This is a genomic window from Pseudomonas sp. PAMC 25886, assembly GCF_000242655.1.
GTDB lineage: Bacteria > Pseudomonadota > Gammaproteobacteria > Pseudomonadales > Pseudomonadaceae > Aquipseudomonas.
This window is the reverse complement of record NZ_AHHC01000050.1, coordinates 263508-286048: the sequence shown is the minus strand read 5'-3', so window position 1 is coordinate 286048 and position 22541 is coordinate 263508. Positions and strand designations below refer to the sequence as shown.

General features: G+C 60.7%; 24 protein-coding genes. 11 read left to right on the top strand and 13 right to left on the bottom strand.

Annotated elements, in window-relative coordinates; all coding sequences use genetic code 11:
• Positions 1–63 precede the first annotated feature (63 nt).
• Positions 64–2505 carry a TonB-dependent receptor gene (locus tag MUM_RS0116855; RefSeq protein WP_010171841.1) on the top strand — a complete coding sequence of 814 codons (2442 nt, stop codon included), beginning with the start codon at positions 64–66 and terminating at the stop codon, positions 2503–2505.
• A 227-nt stretch (positions 2506–2732) separates the two neighbouring features.
• Here the strand turns inward: MUM_RS0116855 and MUM_RS0116850 are convergent, their stop codons facing one another.
• Positions 2733–3791: a HoxN/HupN/NixA family nickel/cobalt transporter gene (locus MUM_RS0116850; RefSeq protein WP_010171840.1), complete on the bottom strand. Its 1059-nt coding sequence runs from the start codon at positions 3789–3791 to the stop codon at positions 2733–2735.
• Between the two features lie 112 nt (positions 3792–3903).
• Between MUM_RS0116850 and MUM_RS0116845 the strand changes: the two genes are divergently transcribed.
• Entirely contained in the window at positions 3904–4443 is a 540-nt protein-coding gene (locus MUM_RS0116845; protein WP_010171838.1) for a DUF924 family protein, read from the top strand.
• On the opposite strand, the gene MUM_RS0116840 is transcribed toward MUM_RS0116845, so the two are convergent.
• On the bottom strand, positions 4440–5870 hold the full coding sequence (locus tag MUM_RS0116840) for a hypothetical protein (RefSeq protein ID WP_010171836.1): 1431 nt from the start codon (positions 5868–5870) through the stop codon (positions 4440–4442). The two genes, MUM_RS0116845 and MUM_RS0116840, sit on opposite strands and share 4 nt — an antisense overlap.
• 170 nt (positions 5871–6040) lie before the next feature.
• On the opposite strand from MUM_RS0116840, the gene yfcF reads away from it, so the two are divergent.
• Positions 6041–6673 carry a glutathione transferase gene (yfcF, locus tag MUM_RS0116835; protein WP_010171834.1) on the top strand — a complete coding sequence of 211 codons (633 nt, stop codon included), beginning with the start codon at positions 6041–6043 and terminating at the stop codon, positions 6671–6673.
• Positions 6674–6706: 33 nt separating this feature from the next.
• A complete protein-coding gene (locus tag MUM_RS0116830) occupies positions 6707–7438 on the top strand; it encodes a GntR family transcriptional regulator (RefSeq protein ID WP_010171832.1) in 732 nt (243 codons plus the stop codon).
• A gap of 15 nt (positions 7439–7453) precedes the next feature.
• Here MUM_RS0116830 and MUM_RS0116825 read toward each other — a convergent pair whose 3' ends face one another.
• Positions 7454–7717 carry a hypothetical protein gene (locus MUM_RS0116825; protein ID WP_010171830.1) on the bottom strand — a complete coding sequence of 88 codons (264 nt, stop codon included), beginning with the start codon at positions 7715–7717 and terminating at the stop codon, positions 7454–7456.
• A gap of 143 nt (positions 7718–7860) precedes the next feature.
• On the opposite strand from MUM_RS0116825, the gene MUM_RS0116820 reads away from it, so the two are divergent.
• Positions 7861–8505, top strand: coding sequence for a hypothetical protein (locus MUM_RS0116820; protein ID WP_029615951.1), 645 nt, complete (start codon positions 7861–7863; stop codon positions 8503–8505).
• 29 nt (positions 8506–8534) lie between these two features.
• On the top strand, positions 8535–8876 hold the full coding sequence (locus MUM_RS0116815; RefSeq protein ID WP_010171827.1) for a hypothetical protein: 342 nt from the start codon (positions 8535–8537) through the stop codon (positions 8874–8876).
• A gap of 106 nt (positions 8877–8982) precedes the next feature.
• On the opposite strand, the gene MUM_RS0116810 is transcribed toward MUM_RS0116815, so the two are convergent.
• Together MUM_RS0116810 and MUM_RS0116805 are read right to left on the bottom strand one after the other, a co-directional pair.
• The gene (locus MUM_RS0116810) at positions 8983–9732 is read right to left on the bottom strand and encodes a creatininase family protein (RefSeq protein WP_010171826.1); all 750 of its coding nucleotides are present in this window, start codon (positions 9730–9732) and stop codon (positions 8983–8985) included.
• Between the two features lie 86 nt (positions 9733–9818).
• Positions 9819–10532, bottom strand: coding sequence for a murein L,D-transpeptidase catalytic domain family protein (locus tag MUM_RS0116805; protein WP_010171825.1), 714 nt, complete (start codon positions 10530–10532; stop codon positions 9819–9821).
• Positions 10533–10569: 37 nt separating this feature from the next.
• Between MUM_RS0116805 and MUM_RS0116800 the strand changes: the two genes are divergently transcribed.
• Positions 10570–12135: a L,D-transpeptidase family protein gene (locus MUM_RS0116800; RefSeq protein ID WP_010171824.1), complete on the top strand. Its 1566-nt coding sequence runs from the start codon at positions 10570–10572 to the stop codon at positions 12133–12135.
• On the opposite strand, the gene MUM_RS0116795 is transcribed toward MUM_RS0116800, so the two are convergent.
• Positions 12132–12632 carry an AAA family ATPase gene (locus MUM_RS0116795; protein WP_010171823.1) on the bottom strand — a complete coding sequence of 167 codons (501 nt, stop codon included), beginning with the start codon at positions 12630–12632 and terminating at the stop codon, positions 12132–12134. The two genes, MUM_RS0116800 and MUM_RS0116795, sit on opposite strands and share 4 nt — an antisense overlap.
• Before the next feature lie 45 nt (positions 12633–12677).
• On the bottom strand, positions 12678–13736 hold the full coding sequence (locus tag MUM_RS0116790) for an alginate lyase family protein (protein ID WP_010171822.1): 1059 nt from the start codon (positions 13734–13736) through the stop codon (positions 12678–12680).
• Between the two features lie 129 nt (positions 13737–13865).
• On the opposite strand from MUM_RS0116790, the gene dapF reads away from it, so the two are divergent.
• A complete protein-coding gene (gene dapF, locus MUM_RS0116785; protein WP_010171821.1) occupies positions 13866–14699 on the top strand; it encodes a diaminopimelate epimerase in 834 nt (277 codons plus the stop codon).
• Here dapF and MUM_RS0116780 read toward each other — a convergent pair.
• A complete protein-coding gene (locus MUM_RS0116780) occupies positions 14668–15843 on the bottom strand; it encodes a PAS domain-containing sensor histidine kinase (protein ID WP_010171819.1) in 1176 nt (391 codons plus the stop codon). The genes dapF and MUM_RS0116780 overlap by 32 nt on opposite strands.
• Positions 15830–16648 carry an alpha/beta fold hydrolase gene (locus MUM_RS0116775; RefSeq protein ID WP_010171818.1) on the bottom strand — a complete coding sequence of 273 codons (819 nt, stop codon included), beginning with the start codon at positions 16646–16648 and terminating at the stop codon, positions 15830–15832. The genes MUM_RS0116780 and MUM_RS0116775 overlap by 14 nt, the downstream gene beginning before the upstream one ends.
• 123 nt (positions 16649–16771) lie before the next feature.
• Between MUM_RS0116775 and MUM_RS0116770 the strand changes: the two genes are divergently transcribed.
• Positions 16772–17983 carry a TPM domain-containing protein gene (locus MUM_RS0116770; protein WP_010171815.1) on the top strand — a complete coding sequence of 404 codons (1212 nt, stop codon included), beginning with the start codon at positions 16772–16774 and terminating at the stop codon, positions 17981–17983.
• Positions 17984–17998: 15 nt separating this feature from the next.
• Here MUM_RS0116770 and MUM_RS0116765 read toward each other — a convergent pair whose 3' ends face one another.
• Positions 17999–18679: a class I SAM-dependent methyltransferase gene (locus MUM_RS0116765; RefSeq protein ID WP_010171813.1), complete on the bottom strand. Its 681-nt coding sequence runs from the start codon at positions 18677–18679 to the stop codon at positions 17999–18001.
• 119 nt (positions 18680–18798) lie between these two features.
• Here MUM_RS0116765 and MUM_RS0116760 point away from each other — a divergent pair, with 119 nt between their 5' ends.
• Positions 18799–19326, top strand: a complete 528-nt coding sequence (locus MUM_RS0116760; protein WP_010171811.1) for a GNAT family N-acetyltransferase — start codon at positions 18799–18801, stop codon at positions 19324–19326.
• 3 nt (positions 19327–19329) lie between these two features.
• Here MUM_RS0116760 and MUM_RS0116755 read toward each other — a convergent pair whose 3' ends face one another.
• The 3 genes from MUM_RS0116755 to MUM_RS0116745 all read right to left on the bottom strand — a co-directional run bounded on the left by MUM_RS0116755 (position 19330) and on the right by MUM_RS0116745 (position 20756).
• Positions 19330–19755: a GNAT family N-acetyltransferase gene (locus MUM_RS0116755; RefSeq protein ID WP_010171808.1), complete on the bottom strand. Its 426-nt coding sequence runs from the start codon at positions 19753–19755 to the stop codon at positions 19330–19332.
• A complete protein-coding gene (locus MUM_RS0116750) occupies positions 19752–20243 on the bottom strand; it encodes a GNAT family N-acetyltransferase (protein ID WP_010171807.1) in 492 nt (163 codons plus the stop codon). The genes MUM_RS0116755 and MUM_RS0116750 overlap by 4 nt, the downstream gene beginning before the upstream one ends.
• A gap of 219 nt (positions 20244–20462) precedes the next feature.
• Positions 20463–20756, bottom strand: coding sequence for a hypothetical protein (locus MUM_RS0116745; RefSeq protein ID WP_010171805.1), 294 nt, complete (start codon positions 20754–20756; stop codon positions 20463–20465).
• 315 nt (positions 20757–21071) lie between these two features.
• On the opposite strand from MUM_RS0116745, the gene MUM_RS1000000132835 reads away from it, so the two are divergent.
• Positions 21072–22541 (top strand): AAA family ATPase, encoded by a 1470-nt coding sequence (locus tag MUM_RS1000000132835; RefSeq protein WP_010171802.1) that lies wholly within the window; start codon positions 21072–21074, stop codon positions 22539–22541.

The window sequence follows — 22541 nt, the reverse complement described above, 5'->3', positions numbered from 1 at the left end:
TTTTCGTTGTCGTTCGGTGTAGGGGAGAACCCTCAACTTTGCGCCGCGCCGACAGGAATGCCCATGACCGCCAGATCGCTCCCAAACTGCCCCCGCCCCCTGAAAGCACTGAGCCTGGCAGTCGCCCTGGCGGCCATCGTGCCGCTGCAAAGCGCCCAGGCAGAAGACGCGGCGCAAAGCAGTGCGGCGCGCAGCTATCACCTCGCGCCGGGGCCGCTGGGGAATGTGCTGGCGCAGTTTGCAGCGCTGTCCGGGGTGCCGTTGTCGTTCGATTCCACGCTGCTCAACGATCAACAAAGCCCGGGGTTGCAAGGCAGCTACAGCGCGCAATCGGGCTTTGCCCAGTTGCTGCAGGGCAGCGGTTATACCCTGCAGGGCACCGGCGCCAATGGCTACACCGTGGTGCCTCAGGCCAGCGGTGGCGCATTGGAGCTGGGCGCCACCACCATCAGCGGCGAGGCGAGCGGGGCGCAGGCGGACACGTACGGCGGCGGCCAGGTGGCACGTTCGGCACGCCTGGGCGTACTGGGCAACCGGTCCATCAGCGACGTGCCCTTCAGTGTGGTCAGCTACACCTCGAAAACCATCGCCGATCAGCAGGCGCGAACAGTCGGCGACGTGCTGCTCAACGACGCCTCGGTGCGCCAGTCGGCGGGGTTCGGTAACTTCTCCCAGGTGTTCACCATTCGCGGCCTGCCGCTGAGCACCGATGACATCGCCTTCAACGGCCTATACGGCGTGCTGCCCCGGCAGATCATCACCACCGAAGCCCTGGAGCGGGTGGAGCTGTTCAAGGGCCCCAACGCGTTTGTCAACGGCGTGTCGCCCTCGGGCAGCGGGATCGGCGGCAGCGTCAACCTGGTGCCCAAGCGCGCCGAAGACACGCCAACCCGCAGCGTCACCCTCGATTACGCCAGCGACAGCCAGGCCGGCGGCCACCTGGACCTCGGCCAGCGCTTTGGCGAAGACAACCGCTTCGGCGCCCGGGTCAACCTGGCCAGGCACGGTGGCGACACCGCCGTGGATGACGAAAACAAAAGCTCGCAGTTGATTGCCGTCGCGCTGGATTACCGCGGCGAGCGCCTGCGGGTTTCCACCGATTTTGGCTATCAGAAAGAGCGCATCAATAATGGTCGTGCGGTGGTGTACCCGACCGGTACCCAGGTGCCCCATGCGCCGTCGGCCAACGATAATTACGCCCAAAACTGGAGCTGGTCGGAGCTGGAAGACACTTACGGCATGGTGAATGCCGAATATGATTTGAACGATAACTGGACGGCCTACGCCGCAGGCGGCGCCAAGCACACCCGGGAGAACGGCCAGTATTCATCGTTGTATGTCGGCAACGATGGCAGCGCCAAGGTGGGCTTCCTGTATTCGCCCCACGACGAAGACAACAAAAGCGCAATGGCCGGCTTGAACGGCCACTTCGCTACCGGGCCGGTGACCCATCAGATGAACCTCGGGCTGTCGGGGATCTGGGGCGAGCAACGCTCGGCGTATGAGGCGATCCTGGTGGCGAACCGTCAACCCGGCAACCTGTACAACCCGACGCAAACACCGCGGCCGACCAACACCTATTTCGGCAGTGATATTCACGACCCGCGTGTTGTGGGCAAGAACCGGATCAAGAGCGCGGCGGTGTCCGACACCCTGGGCTTTATTGATGATCGGGTACTGTTGACCCTGGGGGTGCGGCGCCAGACGATCGAGGTGGACAGCTGGAACACCGCCTCCGGTGTGCGGGGCACGCCGTATTCGGAGTCCATCACCACGCCGGTCTATGGCCTGGTGATCAAACCGTGGGAGCACGTGTCGTTCTACGCCAACCGCATTGAAGGCCTGGCGCAGGGCCCGACGGCACCGCTCACGAACGTCACCAACCCCGGCGAAGTATTCCCGCCCAAGCGCAGTAAGCAGACGGAAGCCGGGGTCAAGCTGGACTGGGAAAACTACGGCGCCACCCTGGGCGTGTATCGCATCGAACAGCCGAACAATGCCACCACCCGCTTCCCGGGGCAGCGGCTCGACACCTTTACTGTCGACGGTGAGCAGATCAACAAAGGCGTAGAACTCAACGTGTTCGGTGAGCCCATCGACGGCCTGCGTCTGCTGGCCGGCGCTACCTGGATGGACACCGAACAGAAGAACACCTCCAACGGCGCCACCGACGGCAACCGCGCCGCCGGCGTGCCGCGCTTCCAGTACAACGTCGGTGCGGATTGGGACGTGCCGGGCCTCCAGGGCGCGGCGGTCAGCGCACGGATGCTGCGCACCGGTGGCGAATACGTCAACGCCGCCAACAGCCTGAGCATTCCGGCCTGGACCCGCGTCGACCTGGGCGCGCGGTATGGCTTCAAGGCCGACGACAAGTACATCACCTTGCGCGCCAACGTGGAGAACGTGGCGAACAAGGCGTATTGGTCGTCGGCGTCGACGGCCAATAACTACCTGACCCAGGGCGAGCCGCGGACCGTGAAGTTATCGGCGACGGTGGATTTCTAAGCCGCCCAAACCTATGAATACCTTGTGGCGAGGGGAGCTTGTTGTGGTGAGGGGGCTAGTTGTGGCGAGGGAGCTTGCTGTGGCGAGGGAGCTTGCTCCCGCTGGGCTGCGAAGCAGCCCCCAAAAGGCCCCGGTGTTATTCCAGGTGGATCGCAGTTTACCTTATTGGGGCCGCTTCGCAGCCCAGCGGGAGCAAGCTCCCTCGCCACAACAACAGCGCCAAAAGGTCAACCCGCCTTCACTTCAATCCGGTCAAACCCCTTGAGGCGATACAGCATTACCGAGATCGCCCAACTGGCCACAAAGATCCCGATGATCATGTAGCCCAGCATCCCGAAGCTGTCGTTCAGCGCGCCGATAAAGCCCCAGAACGCCCCCTTCAAATCCAGCTGGTCACCAATCAACCCCAACGCTTCGATACTGCCGATCACCACCGCGACCACTACCGACACCAGCGTAATGGTCATGTTGTAGTAGATCTTGCGGATCGGCTTCATGTACGCCCACCCATATGCCCCCAGCATCAGATGACCGTCGAGGGTGTCCACCAGGGACATGCCCGCACTGAACAGCAGCGGGAACACCATGATCGCCCATGGCGACAGACCTTGAGAGGCCTGTGTCGCAGAGATCCCCAGCAGCCCGATCTCGGTGGCGGTGTCGAAACCCAGGCCGAACAGGAAACCCAGCGGGTACAGGTGCCAGCTGCGGCTGATCAGGCGAAACACCGGGCGGAACAGCCGCGCCATAAAGCCACGGTCTGCCAGCAACAGGTCAAAGTCATCCTCCACGTACGCGCCGCCCTGGCGCACATGACGCCAGGCCTTGTAGATCGCGTGCAGGATCACCAGGTTCATCAAGGCGATCACCAACAGGAACGAGGCCGAGACCGAGGTGCCGATCACTCCGCCTATGGCTTTGAACCCTTCAAACCGGTCCTGCATCGCCGACGCCGCAAACGCGACGCCAATGGACGCCAGCACCACCACAGAAGAGTGCCCCAGGGAGAAAAAGAACCCGACCGCCACCGGGCGTTTGTTTTCCTGCATCAGCTTGCGGGTGACGTTGTCGATGGCAGCAATATGGTCAGCATCCACCGCATGCCGCAGCCCGAAACCGTAGGCCAGCAGCGCGGTGCCGAGCAGCACCGGATGATCATGGAACGCCACCAGCGCCCAAACCCAGGCGGCCACGTTAATGCCGATCAATACCCCGTAGATGCCAAACAGCTTGGCGCGAACCTGGGTGTTGGAGTCACTGAAAATCTGGGCGAGGCGTAGGATCATCAACAATACCTTTGTGCAGTAGAAACATTCAGACACATTCCGAAACTTTAAAGGTTTTGTTTAGAGTGATGATGAAATTTGGGGCGTGAGTGAGGAGAGGGGTGTGACGACGATGGAAAATGGATCGCGGGCGGTTATTGAGTTCTGGAAGCAAGCGGGGCCCAAGCTTTGGTTTGCCAAGGATGAGGCGTTTGACCAGCGCTTTCGGGAGGCTTTTTACACGTTGCATTTACAGGCGGCCCGGCGTGAGCTGGAGGGCTGGATGCAATCACCTGAAGGCGCGCTGGCGTTGCTGTTGCTGCTGGACCAGTTCCCGCGCAATACCTTTCGTGGCACGGCGCATATGTTCGCCACCGACCCGCTGGCGCGCCTGTATGCACGGCAAATGGTCGAGGCGGGGATGGACACGTTGATTGAAACCCCGTTGCGGGCGTTTTGTTATTTGCCGTTCGAGCATTCTGAAGACCCCGAGGATCAGCAATTGTCGGTGGCGCTGAACAAGGAACTCGATGCCAATACCTATCACTGGGCAAAAGAGCATGCCCGCATCATCGAGCGGTTCGGGCGCTTTCCCCATCGTAATGAGGTGCTGGCCAGGGTCACGACAGAAGAGGAGCGGGTGTTTCTGGAGAGCGGTGGCTTTTCGGGCTAGGCCTCTGATTCGGCCACGATGTCCCTGGCGCCCGCCTGGCGAAAACGCCGAACACCTTTGAGATCGATCGCCCAACGCAACGCTTGCGTCGCCGACGGGCGTTCGCCGTGGGTGATTGCCGCCTCATCGGTGGCCAGTTTACCGAGGTAGCCCTGCTGGCCGCCGCGTTCGCTCCAGTAGTGGGTGTGGCTGAGCCAGGACCTGGCCAGCCAGCCTTTCCACTTGCCCACGGTGACCGGCAGGTCCAGCACGCCGGCGCCCATCACCGGGCTGACCGGGCCGCCGACGATGTCGCCAAACAGGCCCATTGGCGCAGGGAAATAGAGGTTGGTCCAGCGGGTCACGGCGAACGCGGCGGCGTGGTGCAGGTACAGCGGTGAAAAGGGGCGCTGGCCCACCGTGAGGGAAAGCCGGCCGCTGTAGCCATAGCCCTTTTCGTCGAGTGTGGGCGGGCAGGCGGGCGCTTCGCGGCGTTCGATGCGGCGCTGGAAGTCGCTCACGCTGCGGCCCAGCAGCAGGCTGGCGTGGGCCATGGGGCTGCCGACGGTGACGAGGTCGGTGATGCGCCACGGGTTGCCGAGGTTGCGTTGTTCGATAAAGGCTTCGGCCTGTTGCTCGCGAAACCGGAGCAGGCTTTGCAGGCGACCGTCGAGGGCGTTTCCGGCCTTGGGCAGCGTGTCCTGGACCACCGGTTGCAGGCGCTCGTGGTTGGCGTAGCGGTCGGCGAGTTCCGGGCTGTTGGGGTGCAACTGGTCGTGATGTTCGTGCCACAGGTAGCCGACGATGTCGTAGGCAATCACGCTGCCCAGGCTGTGGCCGACGACGATGATGCGGTCGTAGTCGCCCTTGTCGTGCAGGGCCCGCAGCAGGTCGACGCCATCGGCGCGGATCTGTTCGCGCACCGCCACGTTCTGCGGGTTGGGGCTCAGGTAGCGGGCGGCGTCGCCGAGGTACGACAGCGCCGAGTACTTCAAGCCCAGGCCGATCACCGCCAGCAGCACCGGGATCAAGGCAAAGGGATTGTCACTGTGGGGGAACCGGCCATACAGCGTCGCCAGGGTGCCGCTGACCAGCAGCACGAGCAGGGCCAGCACGGTCCAGCGGGTGGCGCGCCAGATCGGCACGATAGCGGTGGGAATATCCCGGCGCGGGCGCTTGAAAATATCCCACAGCCAACTCAGCAGGTGGCCGACCTTGGTGCCCTGCATCTTGTGGGCCCAGTAGTACTCGTAGAAATCCGTGGTGTTGCGGCCCGCCGACTTCAACACGCGCAAATCGAAATTGCGCGAAAAACGGTCGGGTTTGCTCCAGTAGAACGGCGTGGCCTCGGGGGTGTCCGCCGGGATCATCGCTTCCACGAAGCTGCGCAGGGTGTCCATCGGGCGCTGCTCGCCGATGCCGTGGATGACGACTACCGCTTGTTTCATCTATTGATCGTTCCTTGATCTGTTTTTGGGTGTAAAGGGCAGGGTGGCTAGACGCCATAGTATTGCCATTATCGCTGGTATTCCAGACAGGAATGCCCCCATAAAAACCCTGCATTTCATTTGCGTCCCGGGATCTCGTAGTGTGGCGTTCCAGCCAAGGAGATCCCGTCGTGAACAATCGCTCGCTACGCCTGTACGTTGACGCCCACTTCACCAGCCCCTACGCGATGTCGGCGTTCGTGACCCTGCGGGAAAAAGGCCTGGAGTTCGAGCTGGTCACCCTGAACCTCGACACGGGCGAGAACCATTCCGAGGCGTTCGCCCAGTTGTCGTTGACCGGGCGTGTACCGACCCTGGTGCAGGGTGAGTTTGCGTTGTCCGAGTCGTCGGCGATTACCGAGTACCTGGAAGAAGTGTTCCCACAGGTCCCGGTGTACCCGGCAGAACCTCGCCAGCGGGCGAGGGCGCGCCAGGTGCAGGCATGGTTGCGCAGTGACCTGATGCCGATCCGGCAGGAACGTTCGACCCTGGTGGTGTTTTACGGGCTCAAGGGCGAGCCGCTGTCGGCGGCAGCGCAATCGGCAGCGCAAAAGCTGATCAGCGCGGCACAGGCGCTGCTGGCTGACGGGCGCGACTACCTGTTCGGCGAGTGGTCGATTGCCGACGTGGACCTGGCCGTGATGCTCAACCGGCTGATCCTCAACGGTGACAGCGTGCCCGCCAACCTGGTGGCGTACGCCCGGCGCCAATGGCAACGGCCTTCGGTCCAGGAATGGGTCAAGCAGGCACGACCGTCGCTGTAGTCACCTTCTCAATTACAAAGTGAATCCTGGTCCATGAATATACTGTCGAGTGACTCCCGCCTGCCGCTGTACCAACGCTTTCGGGATCATCTGATTGAGCAGATTGCCAATAACCACTGGCGAGCCGGGGCGGCGATTCCCCCTGAGGCGGTGCTGTCCACCCAATACCAGCTGTCCACCGGCACCGTGCGTAAAGCCATCGAGGCGCTGGTCGGTGAAGGCATCCTGGAACGCCAACAAGGTCGGGGTACGTTTGTGCGCCGCCCGAAGTTTCAATCGTCGTTGTTCCGGTGTTTCCGCTTCCAGGGCCCGGGCGGCGAATGCCAGCTGCCACAGAGCCGGATCCTGTCGGTCAAGCCGGTGAAGGCGCCGTTGTCGGTAAGCGAGGTGTTGGGGCTGGAGCCGGATGCGCCGGTGATTTGCATCGTGCGGGTGCACGTGCTGGACACCGGGCCGGTACTGGCCGAGGAAATCTGGCTGCCGCGTGCACGCTTCCAGGCGCTGTTGGACGTCGACCTGACGCGTCAGGGCTTGTTGTTGTACCCGACCTACGAAGAGGTCTGCGGGCAGGTCGTGGCGTCCGCCGAGGAAGCCCTTACCGCCGAGTCCATCGATGAGGTGTGGGCGCGCTGGCTGCAGGTGCCGGTGGGCAGCCCGGTGATGGTGATCGAGCGGCTGGCCCGGGATTACGCCGGCCAACCCCTGGAGTTGCGACGCGGCCGTGGCCATGCCGAACACTTCCGTTATCGCGTGGATATCCGCTGAGCCCGTTGCGCGCGGCTATTCGGCTTCCAGCAACACCAGCCATGTCTGTACCACCCGGCGGTCAAGGTCTTCCCAGTCGGCCATGCCCAGCACCCGGGTGGTGTTCAAACCGCGCAAGTAACCGCGCAGTTGCTGGGCGATGGCGTAGACCACTTCCGGTTCTGCGGCGTTGTGCAGCAGCACGTCCTCATAATCGACGAGGTACTCGGCAACCCGGTCGCGAAATTCCGGCAGCACGGCTTCACGGATGCGGTCGAAGGTTTTCTGATGGGGGTTCATAGGCATTCCTTATCATTTTGTGTGGGGCGGCCTGCACGACACTATTGCTCCAGATAATAGTCACCATCAAGTATTGCGAGTTCTGTTTTTCTGGAAAAGGAGGACAATTGCCCTCATCGGAAATGATGTGCAAGGACCCTGCGATGAGGACTTTTACTGGATTGGCCCTGGTGGCGTTGCTGATGAGCGGGATTGGCGCAGCTGCGTCGGCGGTGGCCGGGGGCCTGCAAGCCAGTCATTTATCGCCCATCGCCGCCAGCCCGCTGAGTTTGCAACACTCGCAATCGGTCGGCGTGCTCTACAGCGACAACACCCTCGATAACCTGCAGTACCTGGCGCGCTACCACGACATGGCGGTCAATGGTGCCAAGGGCCAATTGGACGAGGAGATTCGCCAGGCGTTTGTCGACAGCTCCGATCCGGACCTGGCGATTGACTGGCTGATGACGTCCCTGCGGCACACCTTTGCCTCGGTCACCCGTTACGACACCCTTGATGAGCTTTTGCAGGCGCATCCGGATGTGGTGGTGCTGCTCGACACCTACAACCAGTTGTTGACCCAGCGCAATGACGTGGTGGAGGCGCGGTTTGTGGCCAAATTCTATGACATTGACCTGCAATACATCGCCAAAGCCGAAGGTTCGATGCAAATGCACTTGCCTTCTGTATGGGTACATGACAAAACGGCGCCCCAGATCGCTGCACAGATTGGGCAGCAGCGCGACGTTCAGTCGAATGCATTGAAACAGTTCGATGCCTCGCTCAAGGCGTTGGTCGCCGCCGGTTAGCCCACTTCTTCTATTTTTCAGGATTTTTTATGCGCGTGTTGTTAGTGCCTGCGATGGCTTTTGCTTCTGTTTTGATGGCGGGCTGTGCGTCCGCCCCCAATGCTCCAACCCTCACCCTGCAAACCGCCAAGGAACCCGAGGCCTATGTGCAGTGCGTGGTGCCCAAGTTCGAGAAATACGAGATGACCGCCACCGTGACGCGGAACTCGCGGCACGCCCGGATCGTGGTGAGCAGCAAGATTGCCGCAGACAACATTCTGGAGGTCTACAAGGCGCAGGACGGCGGCAAGGTGTTCCTGTACGAGCGCAAGCCGGTGGCGTCGCCGTTCAAGCCGTCGCGTTTCGAGCATGCGGCGCGGGATTGCCTGTAAACACATGACCCTGTAGGAGCTGGCTTGCCAGCGATCGCATCGCCTCGGTGTATCTGATGCACCGAGGTGTCTGCATCTGGCAAGCCAGCGCCTACACTCGAGTGATTCAGCTCGGCTTTGGCTCGCTGCTGAACGTATCGACCGCCTTCACCAGGCCTTTGGCCGCCAATGCCACCAACTCACCGCCTTTTTGCGGGGTGGCCAGCGCCGGGTCCGAACCCATGCGGCCATCCGGGAAGCGGGCGCGGAAGTCGCGGGCTTCGCGGATCGGGCCCGTGTTGGCGATTTGCGGCGAGTAGTCAGCCGATTTGATCGCGTGCGGGTAGGCCCATTGGGTCACCGCGATCTCCGACGGCGTGGCATGGCTGCCGTGGCCGACCGGAAATTGCTGGTGCGCCAGTTCGTTCACGCCTTCCAGGTCCCACCAGTTGCACAGCTTCAGCGCATAACCCGACGGGCGCCCGGTGAAGCTCGCTTCAGCGTACAACTCGGAGAACGCCGCTTCGATCGACGCGATATTGCCGCCATGGCCATTGAGGAACAGGATCTTTTCGAAACCGTGGCCCGCCAGCGAGCGCACCCAGTCACCAATCGCCGCGATAAAGGTCGAAGGGCGCAGGGATATGGTGCCGGGAAAGCCCAGGTGGTGTTGCGCCATGCCGATATTGAAGGTCGGGCCGATCAGGATGTCGGCGTTTTTTTGCGCTTCATGGGCGATGATTTCCGGGCACATCCAGTCGGTGCCCAGCAGGCCGGTGGGGCCGTGTTGCTCGTTGGAACCGATGGGAATCACGATGCTGCGGCTGCGTTCCAGAAACTGACCAATCTCGATCCAGGTGGATTGATGTAAAAGCATCTAGGGGTCTCTCTCTCATCAAGCCCAGGAACACGGTGAAGTTCCTGGTGGCGTGAGCCGCATGGTGCACGGCAACGGCGAGACCATCAACCGCCTTTGACGGTGCCGGCACTCGCCATCTGGCGTGGTTTGCAGTTGAGGTAGGCCGAGGACTTCAGCCAGCGCTGGTCGGGGTACCAGGAAAACATGAACTGGCCGTCCTTGAGCTTATCCACCACCTGGCGCGCCACTTGCGGGCGCACGGCCGGGCAACCCTGGCTGCGGCCGATGCGGCCTTCGCGCTTGCTCCACAAGGGGCTGACGTACTCGGCGGCATGAATCACGATGGCGCGGTCCCGCGCACGGTCATTGAACCCCGGCTCCAGGCCGTCCATGCGCAATGAGTAGCCATGGGCGCCTTCGTAGCTCTCCTGAGTGCGGAACAAGCCAATGCTGGACTGGTAGCTGCCCTCGCGGTTGGAGAACTGCGTGGCAAAGTTTTCCCCGGATTTTTGCCCGTGGGCCACCAGGTCCCGCAGCACTAACGTCTTTTTGCGCAGGTCGAAGATCCATAGGCGACGGGCGGTCGATGGTTGGGAATAGTCGATGACGGCCAGTCGATCGGACTGTTCAAGGCCGTTTCCTACCGCGCACTGCATTGCCGTGAGGGCACTTTTAAGCACCGCGGGGTTGAGTTCTGGAGCCGCGTGGGCGAGGCTGCTATACAGAGTATGAGGTTTACCCGTGTCTGCGAGCGCAACGGTGCTCAGCGAGGCAAAGGTCGAGATGATCAGGCCGAGTCGGCAGCAAAAGGTCAGCATGTATAGAGCATCTCCGCCGTGGATGGGAGCTAAGCGATTGTTCAAAAAACACGCATGTTACTTGAGCATTTGCCTGCTCGTTGCACCGCTGGTCGCGACAGCCGAAGACCTGTTGGTGGTGTCGCCGGCCCCGGTGCAGCTGGCGCTCTCCCAATTGTCGACGGTTTGCCCCGGCCTGGCCGGGCAAGTCGACGCCCCTTCACTGGCGCGCTTGCAGGCTTTTTATCAGCAGCAGGGCGACGTGGTGCTCTGGTCGGAGGGTGAGCGTCGCACCGCGTTGCAAGCCCAACTGCTGATGCTGGCCGATGACGGCCTGGATCCGACTCACTATAGACTGCCTCCGCTGGATGCCACCGGGAACGTGCTGTGCATCGACATCGGCAGCAGCCAGCAATACCTGCAAGCCCTGCAGGACCTGCATTTCGGCCGCCTGCAGCAGTCGCGCTTCGAACCCCTCTGGCACTCGCAACCACCGGCCCAGGACCCCGACACCCAGGTGCTGGCGATGGCCGAGGCCGGCCTGCAGAACATTCCCCAAGCCTTCGATCAGGCGCGCCCCAGCGCGCCGTTATACCTCAGCCTGCGCAGTGCCTACGCCGCACTGCGCCAGCAACCGTTGCCCCATTGGGATGCGGTTGCCAGCGGCCCGCTGTTGCGTCCGGGCATGGACGATGCGCGGGTGCCGCAACTGGCGCGGCGAATGGTCAATGGCGGCTACCTGAGCAGCACCTCGTCCGGTACGCAGTACCGGGGTGAACTGGTGAACGCGGTCAAGACCTTCCAGCTGAGCCACTCCCTGCAAGCCGATGGCGTGATCGGGCCCGGTACCGTCACCGAGCTGAACATCAGCCCGGCGATTCGCCGCGAACAGTTGCGCATCAACCTTGAACGGTTTCGCTGGCTGTCCCGGGACTTTGAGCCCGAAGGCGTACTGGTCAACGTGGCAGCGGCGCAATTGAGCTTCTACCAGGGCGGCGTGCCGGTGTGGCAAACCCGCCTGCAAGTCGGCCGCGCCGACCGCCAGACGCCGCTGCTGAAGTCGCGCATCACCCGGCTGACCCTGAACCCCACCTGGACCATCCCGCCCACCATCATGCGCGAGGACAAGCTGCCGGCGATCCGCCTGAACCCCGAATACCTGCGTCAACAGAACCTGCAGGTGCTCGACAGCCAGGGCAACCCGCTGGCGCCGGAACAGGTCGACTGGTCGCGCCCCGGCAACATCCTGCTGCGCCAGGGCGCCGGCCCGCGCAACCCGTTGGGCCGGATCGTGCTGCGCTTTCCCAACCCGTATTCGGTGTACCTGCACGACACCCCGAGCCAGCCACTGTTCTCCAAGGGGCCACGGGCCTTCAGTTCCGGGTGTGTGAGGGTTGAACAGCCGCTGCAACTGCGGGACTTGCTGGTGAGCCCGGCAGAGAAGATCCGCACCGAAGAACTGCTGGCGACAGAAACCACCCACGAGTTCCGGCTCGCCACGCCGGTACCGGTGTTGTTGGGGTATTGGACGGTGCAGGTCGATGGCAAGGGCGCATTGCTGTACGCGCCGGATATCTACGGGCGGGACCCGGTGTTGATGAAGGCGATGGAAAGTGCGCTCTAAACCCTGAGCTGCGCGCTGATCACTGTCAGCGCCTCGTTGGGCGACACGTGCGCGGTGTCGACGGTAAACGGCGATGCCTGCCACGGCTCATATTCATGGGCCAATACGGATTGCCAGGTGGGCGGCGTGAGCCCGGGAATATCGCCGGTGCGTGTTTCCACCCGGCGTTGGTGTTCACGTGGGTCTGAGCAAACCACCTGGATATTCACCAGCGGCATACCCGCGCGCAGAGCGGTTTCGCGCCACGCCTGACGGCTTTCAGCCACCGGATTCACGCAATCAACCACCACCCTTTGGCCCAGAGCCAGATTGCTCAACGCCAGCGCATTGGCCACCTGATAACCGCTGCTGCCCACGCCCTGTACCAGGACCCCTGCGTCCCGGATGGCCTGCTCGATGGTGTCGATGCGCAGGTAAACAGCACCGGTCTGGACAGCAAGGGCCTTGGCAATTGTGGTCTTCCCGGTGCCGGGCAGGCCGCTGAATACGATAAGCATTGTCGATCCTTCGAATGAGTGAGTCGGCTCAGTCTAACGGACGGCTCACTTCAAATAACAAGCGCTGATCCAGTCCGAGGGTTTGGGCGCGAGCTGTTCGGCCACCGGCAAATACCGCGCGTCCAACTGCGCCGCCAGCCAGTACAGCGTATTGCTGCTTTTCGGGTTCCACTCGCCGCTGTAGCCCGGCTCGCCGACGCGGGCGCGGTCTTTGTCGAACTGCACGTGGGTGTGCACGAATTCTTCGTGGCTGCGCTGGCCCTTGGCATACGGGGCAAGCCAGTCCAGTGCTTCGCTCAGTGAGCCGCCGTGGGCGGCAGCATAGTCCAGCCAGTTGCCGCCAATGCCGTAGGGCTTGGCCGCCAACGCCGCCTGCACCAGCGGCTCCAGGTCGTAGACCACGTAGTGCAGGGCATCACGGTCCTGGAAGTCGGTGACCGAGCCGTCGGGCAGCACGTTGTCGGTGATCTGTTGTTGGAACAGCCGAAAGGCCTCTTCCAGCATCTCGCGGTCGCCCAATGCGGCGGCGGCCACGGTGACCAGCTTCACGCGGTGGCTTTGCCAGTTATTGGTGTTGGTGGCTTTCTTTTCGCCATGGAATTGCTTGATGCGCTCTATGTAGCCGTTGCCCAGGCTGGTCAGCAGCGCGCGGGTGGCGTCGCGGGTCTGGGGGCGAAGGTCGCTGGCGGTGAGCGCGTAGGCACCCATCAGCATGTCGAGGTTGGTCTCGTCGATCGGGTTGAAATCCGGCTGATAGGTGCTGGCCCAGGCGCTGAGGTAGTCGTCGACTTGCTTGAGGTAGCGCGTATCACGGCTCAGGCGCCAGGCCAGGGCCGCCTGGCGCATCACCGGCCAGTCCTTCTCGGCGGCAATGCTTTGCTCGCGGATGCCCTGGTTGGGCAGCGTGCCCTCGGTGTGCAGATGGGGCAGGGCGTCGGGCTGGTCGCCGAGGTGGCGCTGGGCGGCGGCGAGCAGCGATTTGGCGGTCGGGTTAGAAGTGGCGGGTTGGCAAGCGCTCAGCACTGAGGGCGCGGCCACCGCAGCGTGGGCGAACGAGGCGAGCAGCGCGGCCAGAACCACGGTTGTCAGGGGGCGTTGTAGCATGCTTTCTCTCGGGGATTGAGTGGCCATGGCGCAATCGCGCGACGTTAACATGAGCTTGCCGGGTATTTGATGAAATACCCATTACGTCCGTATGCTTGGGCGCAGAGACAGCTCTGGAACAGGACGCCCATGACCTTGCAGTTCGTAAAGATGCACGCCCACGGTGATGACTTCATCGTGATCGACCGGCGCGGCCAGCATGACCCGATAACGTCTGAAGTCGCCCGCCGCCTGGGGGATCGCCATCGCGGCATCGGCTTCAATCAACTGGCCGTGGTGCTCGATTGCGCTGACGCCGCCGCCCGCATTCTGTTCTGGAACCCCAATGGTACGCCGCTCGACACCTGCGGCAGCGCCACCCGTGGGGTGGCAGACATGCTGATGCGCGAAGCCGGCACCACGTCCGTGCTGCTGCGTACCAACCGGGGCCTGCTGACCTGCGTGCGCGAATCGGGGCAGCGGGTGTCGGTGGACATGGGGCCGCCGTCACTGGGCTGGGAAGCCATTCCGCTGGCGCAAGCAACGAACACCGAACACTTGCCGCTGGAGGGCGACCCGGCGGCGTGCAGCATGGGCAACCCGCACTGCACGTTCTTTGTCGACGATCTGGCGGCCCTCGACATTGCAGCCATCGGGCCGGTGCTCGAAACCCATCCGCTGTTTCCCGAAAAAACCAATGTGCACTTCGTGCAGGTGCTGGACCGTGGCCATATTCGCCTGCGCATCTGGGAACGTGGCGGCGGCATTCCGCAGGGCTCGGGCTCTTGCTGTTGTGGCGCAGTGGTCAACGGGATTCGTCGCGGGTTGCTGGATCACACCGTCGACGTGCAATGCGACGGCGGTACGTTGACGGTGCACTGGGCCGGGCACGGCGGGGTGGTATTGACGGGAGCCGTGCAAACCATTCTCCACGGCATTGTCGAGGATGCGGTTATGGGGTGCGCAATGGAAAGTGCACGCTGAAGGTTGTGCCCCGGCCCAGGCTTGAACTCACCGAAACATCACCCCCATGGGCCTGGGCGATTTCCCGCACGATGAACAGCCCCAGGCCTACGCTGCGCACCTCACTGTCCTGGTCGGCGCCACGGGTCATGGGTTCGAACAGTACGGCAATCAACGCTTCAGGAATGACCGCGCCCTGGTTATGCACCGACAACCTGCTTTCTTGCTCGTCCTGGTGCGAGGTGACCGTTATCGGGTGTTGCAGGTCGCCGTATGCCACGCTGTTCGCCACCAGGTTGCCGATGATTTGCTGGACGCGGTCGGCATCCAGGAAGGCATTGGCGCTGCCGGTGGCCTGATGGTTCAGGGTTGCCTGGGGGAAGGCCACCCGCAACTCATCGAGGCTGTCCCGGGTGACCGTGTGCAGGTCGATGACCACCGGGCTAATGCCGATGCCCTGGCCGACTCTGGCCAGGGTGAAGTCCAGCAGGTCGGCGATCATCCGCTGTGCCCGGTCGCTGGACTGGCCGATATGCCCCAGCAGTTGGCGCTCCTTGGGGCTGCGTTCGCCGCGGGCGAGGATTTCCGAGGCCATTTTGATCGCGGTGAGTGGGTTTTTCAGGTCATGGCTGACGATCGCCACCATCTGCTCGGCAAACAATGCCCGGCGCTGGGCAATTTCATAGGCGTTGTTCAGTTCGGCCTGAGCCTGCTGCAGCGCCATTTCGGCGGCGGTCTTTTCCAGCAGCAAGGCTTCGGCCAGTTTGCGGGCGTTGAGCAGTTCACGCTCATACTTGTCACGGTCGGTGGTACCGAACAGGGCCAACTCGTTGTAGACCGTGCCCGCCTGTTCATGCCGCACGCCGTTGAGCAGCACCGTGACGGTGTGCCGGTCGCGGTGCAGCAGGTCGAGTTTTACTTCGGCGATGGAACCTTGCATTTTCATCAGCGGGGCGAGATGGGTCTGATGGAAGATTCGCCCGCCCATCGTCAGCAAGTCCTGAAACCGCCGACCCTTCAATTCGCCGGCACTGAAGCCGGTCCAGTCGCTGAAGCACTGGTTGGCCTGCTCGATCGTGCCGTCTTCCCGGGTGACCACCAGTGCGCAGGGCGCGCCGTCGAACAGGCGCTGGGCGTCCGGCAGTGACAGGTCATCGGCTGGCATCGGCGCCCACCCATGGCAACAGGAAACTGTCCATGGCCGCCGAACAGGCGCCGGGTGCACTCATGTGCGGGCAGTGGCCCACGTTGTCCACCAGGCAGTAGGTGCTGGTAGGCATTGCGGTGTGCAGGTACTCGCCCACACAGACCGGTGCGATCAAGTCGTCGGTGGACTGCAAAATCAGTGTGGGGGTCATCAGGCCGGCGATGTCCTGGCGGTTGTCCGACAGGAAGGTCACTCGGGCGAAGCGCTTGGCGATTTCAGGCTCGGTGCGGCAGAAGCTGTTGGTCAGTTCTTCACCGAGGGCCGGTTGCCCGGGGGCGCCCATGATCACCGGCGCCATGGTGCTGGACCAGCCGAGGTAATTGCTGTCGAGGGTATCGAGCAACGAATGGATGTCGTCGAGGGTGAACCCGCCCGTATAGGCACCCGAGTCGATATAGCAGGGCGACGGGCCGATCATCACATGAGCGGCGACTTTCCCGGGGGACTGACGGTCGGCCAGCGCACCGATCATGGCGCTGACGGAGTGCCCCACCAGAATGACCGGGCCAATGGCGTATTCCTCAATGATTTCGCCCAGGTCGCGGGCGTAGCCGGCCAGCGAGCTGTATTTTTCCGCGTCGTACGCGCCCAGGTCGGACTGCCCCGCACCCACCAGGTCGTACAGCACGACCCGGAAGCGCCCGGTGAAGTGATGAAACAGATAACTCCACATGGTTTGATCACAGCCGAAGCCATGGGAGAACACCAGCGTCGATGGACCGTCGCCAAGTACCCTGACGTTGTTGCGTTGCTGAAGCTCCATGGGTTTCTCGTGTTGATACGGGCGGTGACGTGAGTCTAGATAGTCGATGGCGTCGGGTCACCTGTTTATCGCGTCGATAGGGTAAAGTCGGCCCATTCAGGATGAAACTTCAGGTAACAAAACATGATGGTGTTCCTACGGCAGTGTGTCCTGGGGTTGCTGGTGATTTTTTCCGGCACGCAGGTGTTGGCCGATACCGCGCCCCCTGGGCTGGTCACGGTCCCCCTGGACCAGCGGGTGATCGACCTGACCAACACCCTCGACGCCGCCAGCCAATCCCGCATGACCGGGCAACTCGCCGGCCTTGAGCAACGCAAGGGCGCCCAGGTGGCGGTGATGCTGTTGCCGAGCACCGGCGAGGCAAGCATCGAGGACTTCGCCAACCAACTGTTCCGCGCTTGGAAACTGGGGCGCAAGGACATCAACGACGGCATCCTGCTGCTGGTGGCGAAGGACGACCGCAAGGTGCGCATCGAAGTCGGCTACGGCCTGGAAGGCGTGGTCACCGACCTGCTGGCCCACCGCATTATCGAAGAACACATCACCCCGGCCTTTCGCCAGGGCGATTATGCGGGTGGCGTCCAGCAAGCCGTGGATGACCTGACGGTGTTGGTGGACGGCGGCAACTTGCCCGACGTGGCCAAGGCCGGTTTTCCTCCTGAAGCATATGCGGTGCTTCTGGCGTTTATGTTTGGCGGGGTGGTCGGCGTGCTGATGGGCGCTGAAAAACTCCCTTGGCGCCGGGCGCTGATGGCGGTGGTGATTGTCACCGTGGCGCTGGTCGCGGTGGCGGGCGGCAAAGACTGGCCGGTGTACCTGCTGTTGCTGCCCTTGTGCATGTTGATCGGCGGCGCCACGTTCGGCGCGTTGTGGCAGGCGCGGGCGGCGTTTTATGCGGTGCTGGCGCTGCTGGGCTATATCGCCGGCGTGCTGCTGACCGACCACTTTGTGCGCGACCTGTCCCTGATTCACTGGCTGGCCTATCCCATGGGCGGGCTGGTGATTCTGGGCCTGTACTTCGGCCTGTTCCTGGTGATGAAGGGCATGTGGCAAGAGAGCCAGGTTGGCTTTATCGCGCGGCTGGTGGCAGTGCTGGTGGTGTATGGGGTGGCCGGCACCTTGATCGACAAGGGCGCCACCGGATGGCTGCTGGCGTTCCCCTTTGCGTCGTTCGCCGCGCTGTTCATCTTTGCCCATGGCATTAGCGACGGGTCGGGTTCGGGCTCGGGTTCGGGCGGGAGTTCGAGTTCCTCCAGTTCAAGCTCCAGCTCCAGCAGCAGTTCATCGGGTGGTGGCGGTTCCAGCGGTGGGGGTGGGGCGTCGGGGAGTTGGTGAAACTCCCCCCGGAACCTAGGCGGGTTTGTAGGCAATCCACCCCTTGAAGCTGAAACCCGCATAGAACAGCTCGACACCTTCAAAACCTGCCGCCCGCAGCAGTGCCTCATCGTCCTCGGGCGACAGCACCGGCAAATGGCTGCTGATCGCGGTAATCGCCCGCTGGGCATCTTCGGCCGGTACGCCGGAATCCACCGCATAGGCCGCATACCGCTTCAGCCAGCGGGCTTTTTCCTCTGGCGAGGCCTGCGGGAAGCTGTGATGCGCTGCAATCAGCGGTGCCCCCGGCAGCAAGCGTCGCCATAGTGCTTTCAAGGTTTGCAGGCGCTCTTCGGCCGGGATGAAATGCAGGGTCAGCAGGCAGGTAGCAGCATCAAACGGACCTTCGGGTGCGGTATGAATATAACCCTCATGCAACTGCACCCGCGTCATCAACGGGCCCAACGTGGCTTCGGCCAGTTTCAGCATCTCGGCAGACGGGTCCACGCCCACAAACTGCCACTGGGGCTGGCTGTCGGCAAACGCCTTCAACTCCAGCCCGCCACCCGCACCCAGCACCAAGACATGGCCGGTGGCCGGGACGCTTTCGCGCAGCAGCAGGGTGGTCATGCGTTGCAGCGACTCGAAACCCGGCACCAGCCTCACCGGGCCTTCGGCGTAGCGGGCAACAGCGTCGGGGTCTGAAAACCAGGTCATGGTGGCTCCTGTTGGCGGGGGAAGCGATAACCCTACTGGGGCGAATTCCGGCTGGCAATTGCAGAGATGTGCAGTTGTGTTAAAACGTTGCCCTACCTGAATTAAAGAGCGCCTATCGAATGCTCCCTGACATGCTTATCCGCGCTGCGCGGCCTGAAGACGCGTTATGCCTTGGCGTGCTGGGCATGCAGGTGTTTCTCGACACCTACGCCACCGAAGGCATTCGCGATTCAATCGCCGCCGAGGCGCTGCAAGCGTTTTCGCCCCAGGCGATCGCCGCGCTGATTGCCCAGCCGGGCACGGCGATTATCGTCGCTGAGTCCAACGCGCATCTGGTGGGGTTTGCCCAGGTGGCGATGGATACGGGCCATGCGCTGATCTCGACTCCGAACGCCGCCGAGTTGCAGCGGCTGTACATCCAGGAACGGTTTACCGGCCTGGGCCTCGGCTACCGCTTGCTGCAAGCGGCGGAACAGCGTGCCGGGGAGGGCGGTGCGTCGTTGTTATGGGCGACGGTGTGGATTGGCAACGAGCGGGCCCTGGGGTTTTATCCGCGCCGAGGTTATGAACTGCTGGGTGCGCCGATTTACACGTTCCAGAATGAGAGCCATGAAAATCGGCTGTTTGGCAAAAGGCTTGGGGTTTAGCCGTCAGAGGGTTTTGCTCAGGAACACCCGGCTGCTGCCTTCCGGATCGCAGGGGAATTCACCAAAACGCACCCAGCCCTTCTTTTCGTAAAACGCCGGGGCCTGGAAACTGAGGGTGTACAGCACCGCCGAACGGCAACCACGGTGACGGGCTTCGTCTTCGAATGCCTTCAACAGGGTTGTGCCCAGGCCTGAACCACGCAACGTATCGGGCAGGTGAAACAGGTCGAGGAACGCCATCCCAAGCGTAGTTTTGCCGGTGATACCGCCGAGGATTTCACCGGTATCCGGATCCTTGATCAGCACCGTCAACGGGCGCCGATCATTGGAGCCGGTGATGTGTTCGTTGAAGGCGGCGAGGCTGCTGCCAAGGCGTTGCACGGCTTCGGCGTTTGGCTGATCGCCGACCTCAATCCGATGCGGCTTCATAGATCCATCACCATCTCATGCCACGCCATCCCGCCATGGTCAGACGCCGACGGCTGCACATAGCGATAGCCCATGCGTTTATACAAGTCCACATGCCGGTCCTTGCACATCAGGTGAATGGTCTTCTTGCCCATCGCCTGCATGCGCTGCACGAACTCCGTCATCAAGCGCGTGGAGTAGCCCTTGCCTTGCCGGGCGGGGTCCACCACCACCGACATGATCACCACATTCGGCGCGTCGGCAGAATGCCCCACCAACTCCTTGAAGGCCTCATCCGACATCACCACTTCGTTGGCGCAACCGCAGTTGATGAAACCGACCACAACGCCATCCGCCTCCAGGATCAGAAAGCCTTGCGGGTACAGGGCAATGCGCGTGGCGATCTTTTCCAGGGTGGCGGCTTCATCGCCTTCGTAGGCCGAGATTTCGATCTCGTAGCAACGGTTGGCGTCTGCGGGGGTGGCGTTACGGAAGGCGAGGGTGGGCATTGTGTTTCCTGAGGGAAAATGGAACGACAGCCCCATGATAAAGAAAGAACGCCCCGACAGCACCGCCGAACACAAACCCCCACCAACACCCCGATCCCCTGTGGGAGCCGTCGAGCTTTAGCGAGGCCGCGATGGCGGCGGTCCTGACACTATCAATATTCGCAATGCCCCATAACTAGAAAACCCGCAAATGCGGGTTTTCTCAACGCTGGAAATAAATCAGTTGGCTACAGGCGTATGCATCCCACGCTGCTCAATCACCCCAAACACATCCGCCACATCCTGGACCAGGATTCGTGCGGTTTCGGCGACAGTGTTGGTGTCTTGTTCACCGTAATCAGACACGTTGGAACAGGCCATCAGGTGCAGGTATTTGAGGGCTGCGTTGAGGCGCTCACTGATACAGGCGTGGAGATCGCAGAGAGGTGCGTCGCTATCGATGAGCAGGACGGGGGATTCAGTGGCGGTTTGGGACATGGGGGTGAAGCGGTGGGGCGGATGTTGAGTAGTCATGGTGTAAATCCTCAAGAAAGAAGAAATACCACCGTTCTGCTGCGAAACAGATTGGGTGGTAGCTGTGCGCGGGTTCGCAGACCGGACGATTTACACCAAACAACCTACGAGATTTTACTTACCGGGATAGCTGCTTTTTCCGTACATAGTGAAAGGTTATGAGGGCAAGACATAAAATCCACTCGACAAAGTGATGGCAATTCGATAGCTTTCTAATGCGGTTCGCTACTACGTATATCTTTAAAGTTTGTGGTTTTCGGGAATTATAAATAATTCGTATTTATATGTGTGGCAAATAAGAAAAGGGACTTTAGTGTGGATGAGATTCGAATCGAAAACTTGAGAAGTCTCAAGGATACAGGATATATAAAACTAAAGAGTATAAATGTTTTTCTAGGTCAAAATAGCTCTGGGAAAAGTACCTTTGTTAGGGCGTTTCCACTGTTGAAGCAAAGTTTTCAAGAAAAAACTAAGTCAGGTGTGTTGTGGTACGGAAAGTATGTTGACTTTGGTTCTTTCAAAGAAGCTACTTGTAATTCGGCAGGTGCGGGTCAGAAGACGATAAATTTCACGTTCGTCATAAACGACTTGCAGGTTAAAAAAGAGAGTCCTTTCTTTTTTAATCATAAGTCTTTAAGTAAGAAGTCGGCTTTAATAAGGCCGGGCAGGGTAGAGATAACTGCGAAAATTTCCAAAGATAATCAGCGGCATTCGGAATATAGTCTAAAAATACAGAAGCATGCTATTTCTATCGCTATTGCTGGTGGCATTAATCTCGAAAAATTTGAGGTTGATGGACTCGATTTGTTAAGCAAGGCGAATTTTGGTTATGCATTCTATCTGCACTATGGGCTTCTACCTATTTTACTGCCACAACATTCTCCTGAATCTTCTATTCTTGACGAAGATTTGCAAAGCGAACTTCTGAAAGAGTTTGGTTATTTTGAAGGCGTCAGTGAAAAGACTCTTGATGGATTGGGCTATGAGGATTGTGCTGATGTGTTGGTGCTATCAAAAGCACTAGGAGTGCCATCTGAATTAATTACACAGGATACGCTTCTCCAGTTTAGTCGATATGTCACGATACGGAACTTGCCATTCATATGGGACTCGTTGCGGGATTATATAAATGACTTTACCAGAAAGGTTCAGTACGTTACCCCAATTAGGGCGTCCGCTGAACGCTACTATAGAATTCAGGGGCTTTCGGTAGAAGAGTTGGACCCACAAGGCGCCAATCTTGCTATGTTTTTACATAGCCTTTCAGCAAGCCAGGCGAAAGCGTTCTCAGAGTGGACGCAAAAGTATATGGGGTTCGCCGTGAACTCAAAAAGCACGGAAGGTCATGTTTCTATACTGATTTCTGACAGAGATAATAAAAAAATTAATATGGCAGATACGGGCTTCGGATTTTCTCAAGTGGTTCCAATCTTGGCACAAATCTGGAAGTCAATTACGAGTGAAAGAAGGTTGGGGCCGGCTTACTATGTTATCGAACAGCCGGAGTTGCATCTGCATCCTAAAATGCAGGCGCGGTTAGCAGATATTTTAATTGCGGCAGTTACTGCAAAAAACTCTCAAATTAAGTTGATTATAGAGACGCACAGTGAGACGTTTATTAATCAGCTAGGCAAGGCAGTAGATAAAAAAGCAATTAGTCCAAATGATGTTGGGGTTTACTTGTTTGATAAGCATGAGTCGGATGGTACCACATCCATCACGGAATCTTCGTTCGATGAAAATGGATTTTTAACGAAGTGGCCTTATGGCTTTTTTGACTCATAA

Excerpts from the sequence above, each read along its gene's own strand:
- MUM_RS0116825 (WP_010171830.1), bottom strand. The coding sequence starts at position 7,717 with ATGAACCCCCATCAGAAAACCTTCGACCGCATCCGTGAAGCCGTGCTG.
- MUM_RS0116855 (WP_010171841.1), top strand. The coding sequence starts at position 64 with ATGACCGCCAGATCGCTCCCAAACTGCCCCCGCCCCCTGAAAGCACTG.
- MUM_RS0116790 (WP_010171822.1), bottom strand. The coding sequence starts at position 13,736 with ATGCTACAACGCCCCCTGACAACCGTGGTTCTGGCCGCGCTGCTCGCC.
- MUM_RS0116760 (WP_010171811.1), top strand. The coding sequence starts at position 18,799 with ATGCTCCCTGACATGCTTATCCGCGCTGCGCGGCCTGAAGACGCGTTA.
- MUM_RS0116745 (WP_010171805.1), bottom strand. The coding sequence starts at position 20,756 with ATGACTACTCAACATCCGCCCCACCGCTTCACCCCCATGTCCCAAACC.
- MUM_RS0116845 (WP_010171838.1), top strand. The coding sequence starts at position 3,904 with ATGGAAAATGGATCGCGGGCGGTTATTGAGTTCTGGAAGCAAGCGGGG.
- MUM_RS0116830 (WP_010171832.1), top strand. The coding sequence starts at position 6,707 with ATGAATATACTGTCGAGTGACTCCCGCCTGCCGCTGTACCAACGCTTT.
- MUM_RS0116815 (WP_010171827.1), top strand. The coding sequence starts at position 8,535 with ATGCGCGTGTTGTTAGTGCCTGCGATGGCTTTTGCTTCTGTTTTGATG.
- MUM_RS0116750 (WP_010171807.1), bottom strand. The coding sequence starts at position 20,243 with ATGCCCACCCTCGCCTTCCGTAACGCCACCCCCGCAGACGCCAACCGT.
- MUM_RS0116765 (WP_010171813.1), bottom strand. The coding sequence starts at position 18,679 with ATGACCTGGTTTTCAGACCCCGACGCTGTTGCCCGCTACGCCGAAGGC.
- MUM_RS0116780 (WP_010171819.1), bottom strand. The coding sequence starts at position 15,843 with ATGCCAGCCGATGACCTGTCACTGCCGGACGCCCAGCGCCTGTTCGAC.
- MUM_RS0116775 (WP_010171818.1), bottom strand. The coding sequence starts at position 16,648 with ATGGAGCTTCAGCAACGCAACAACGTCAGGGTACTTGGCGACGGTCCA.
- MUM_RS0116850 (WP_010171840.1), bottom strand. The coding sequence starts at position 3,791 with ATGATCCTACGCCTCGCCCAGATTTTCAGTGACTCCAACACCCAGGTT.
- MUM_RS0116840 (WP_010171836.1), bottom strand. The coding sequence starts at position 5,870 with ATGAAACAAGCGGTAGTCGTCATCCACGGCATCGGCGAGCAGCGCCCG.
- MUM_RS0116770 (WP_010171815.1), top strand. The coding sequence starts at position 16,772 with ATGATGGTGTTCCTACGGCAGTGTGTCCTGGGGTTGCTGGTGATTTTT.
- MUM_RS0116820 (WP_029615951.1), top strand. The coding sequence starts at position 7,861 with ATGAGGACTTTTACTGGATTGGCCCTGGTGGCGTTGCTGATGAGCGGG.
- MUM_RS0116795 (WP_010171823.1), bottom strand. The coding sequence starts at position 12,632 with ATGCTTATCGTATTCAGCGGCCTGCCCGGCACCGGGAAGACCACAATT.
- MUM_RS0116755 (WP_010171808.1), bottom strand. The coding sequence starts at position 19,755 with ATGAAGCCGCATCGGATTGAGGTCGGCGATCAGCCAAACGCCGAAGCC.
- MUM_RS0116810 (WP_010171826.1), bottom strand. The coding sequence starts at position 9,732 with ATGCTTTTACATCAATCCACCTGGATCGAGATTGGTCAGTTTCTGGAA.
- dapF (WP_010171821.1), top strand. The coding sequence starts at position 13,866 with ATGACCTTGCAGTTCGTAAAGATGCACGCCCACGGTGATGACTTCATC.
- MUM_RS0116805 (WP_010171825.1), bottom strand. The coding sequence starts at position 10,532 with ATGCTGACCTTTTGCTGCCGACTCGGCCTGATCATCTCGACCTTTGCC.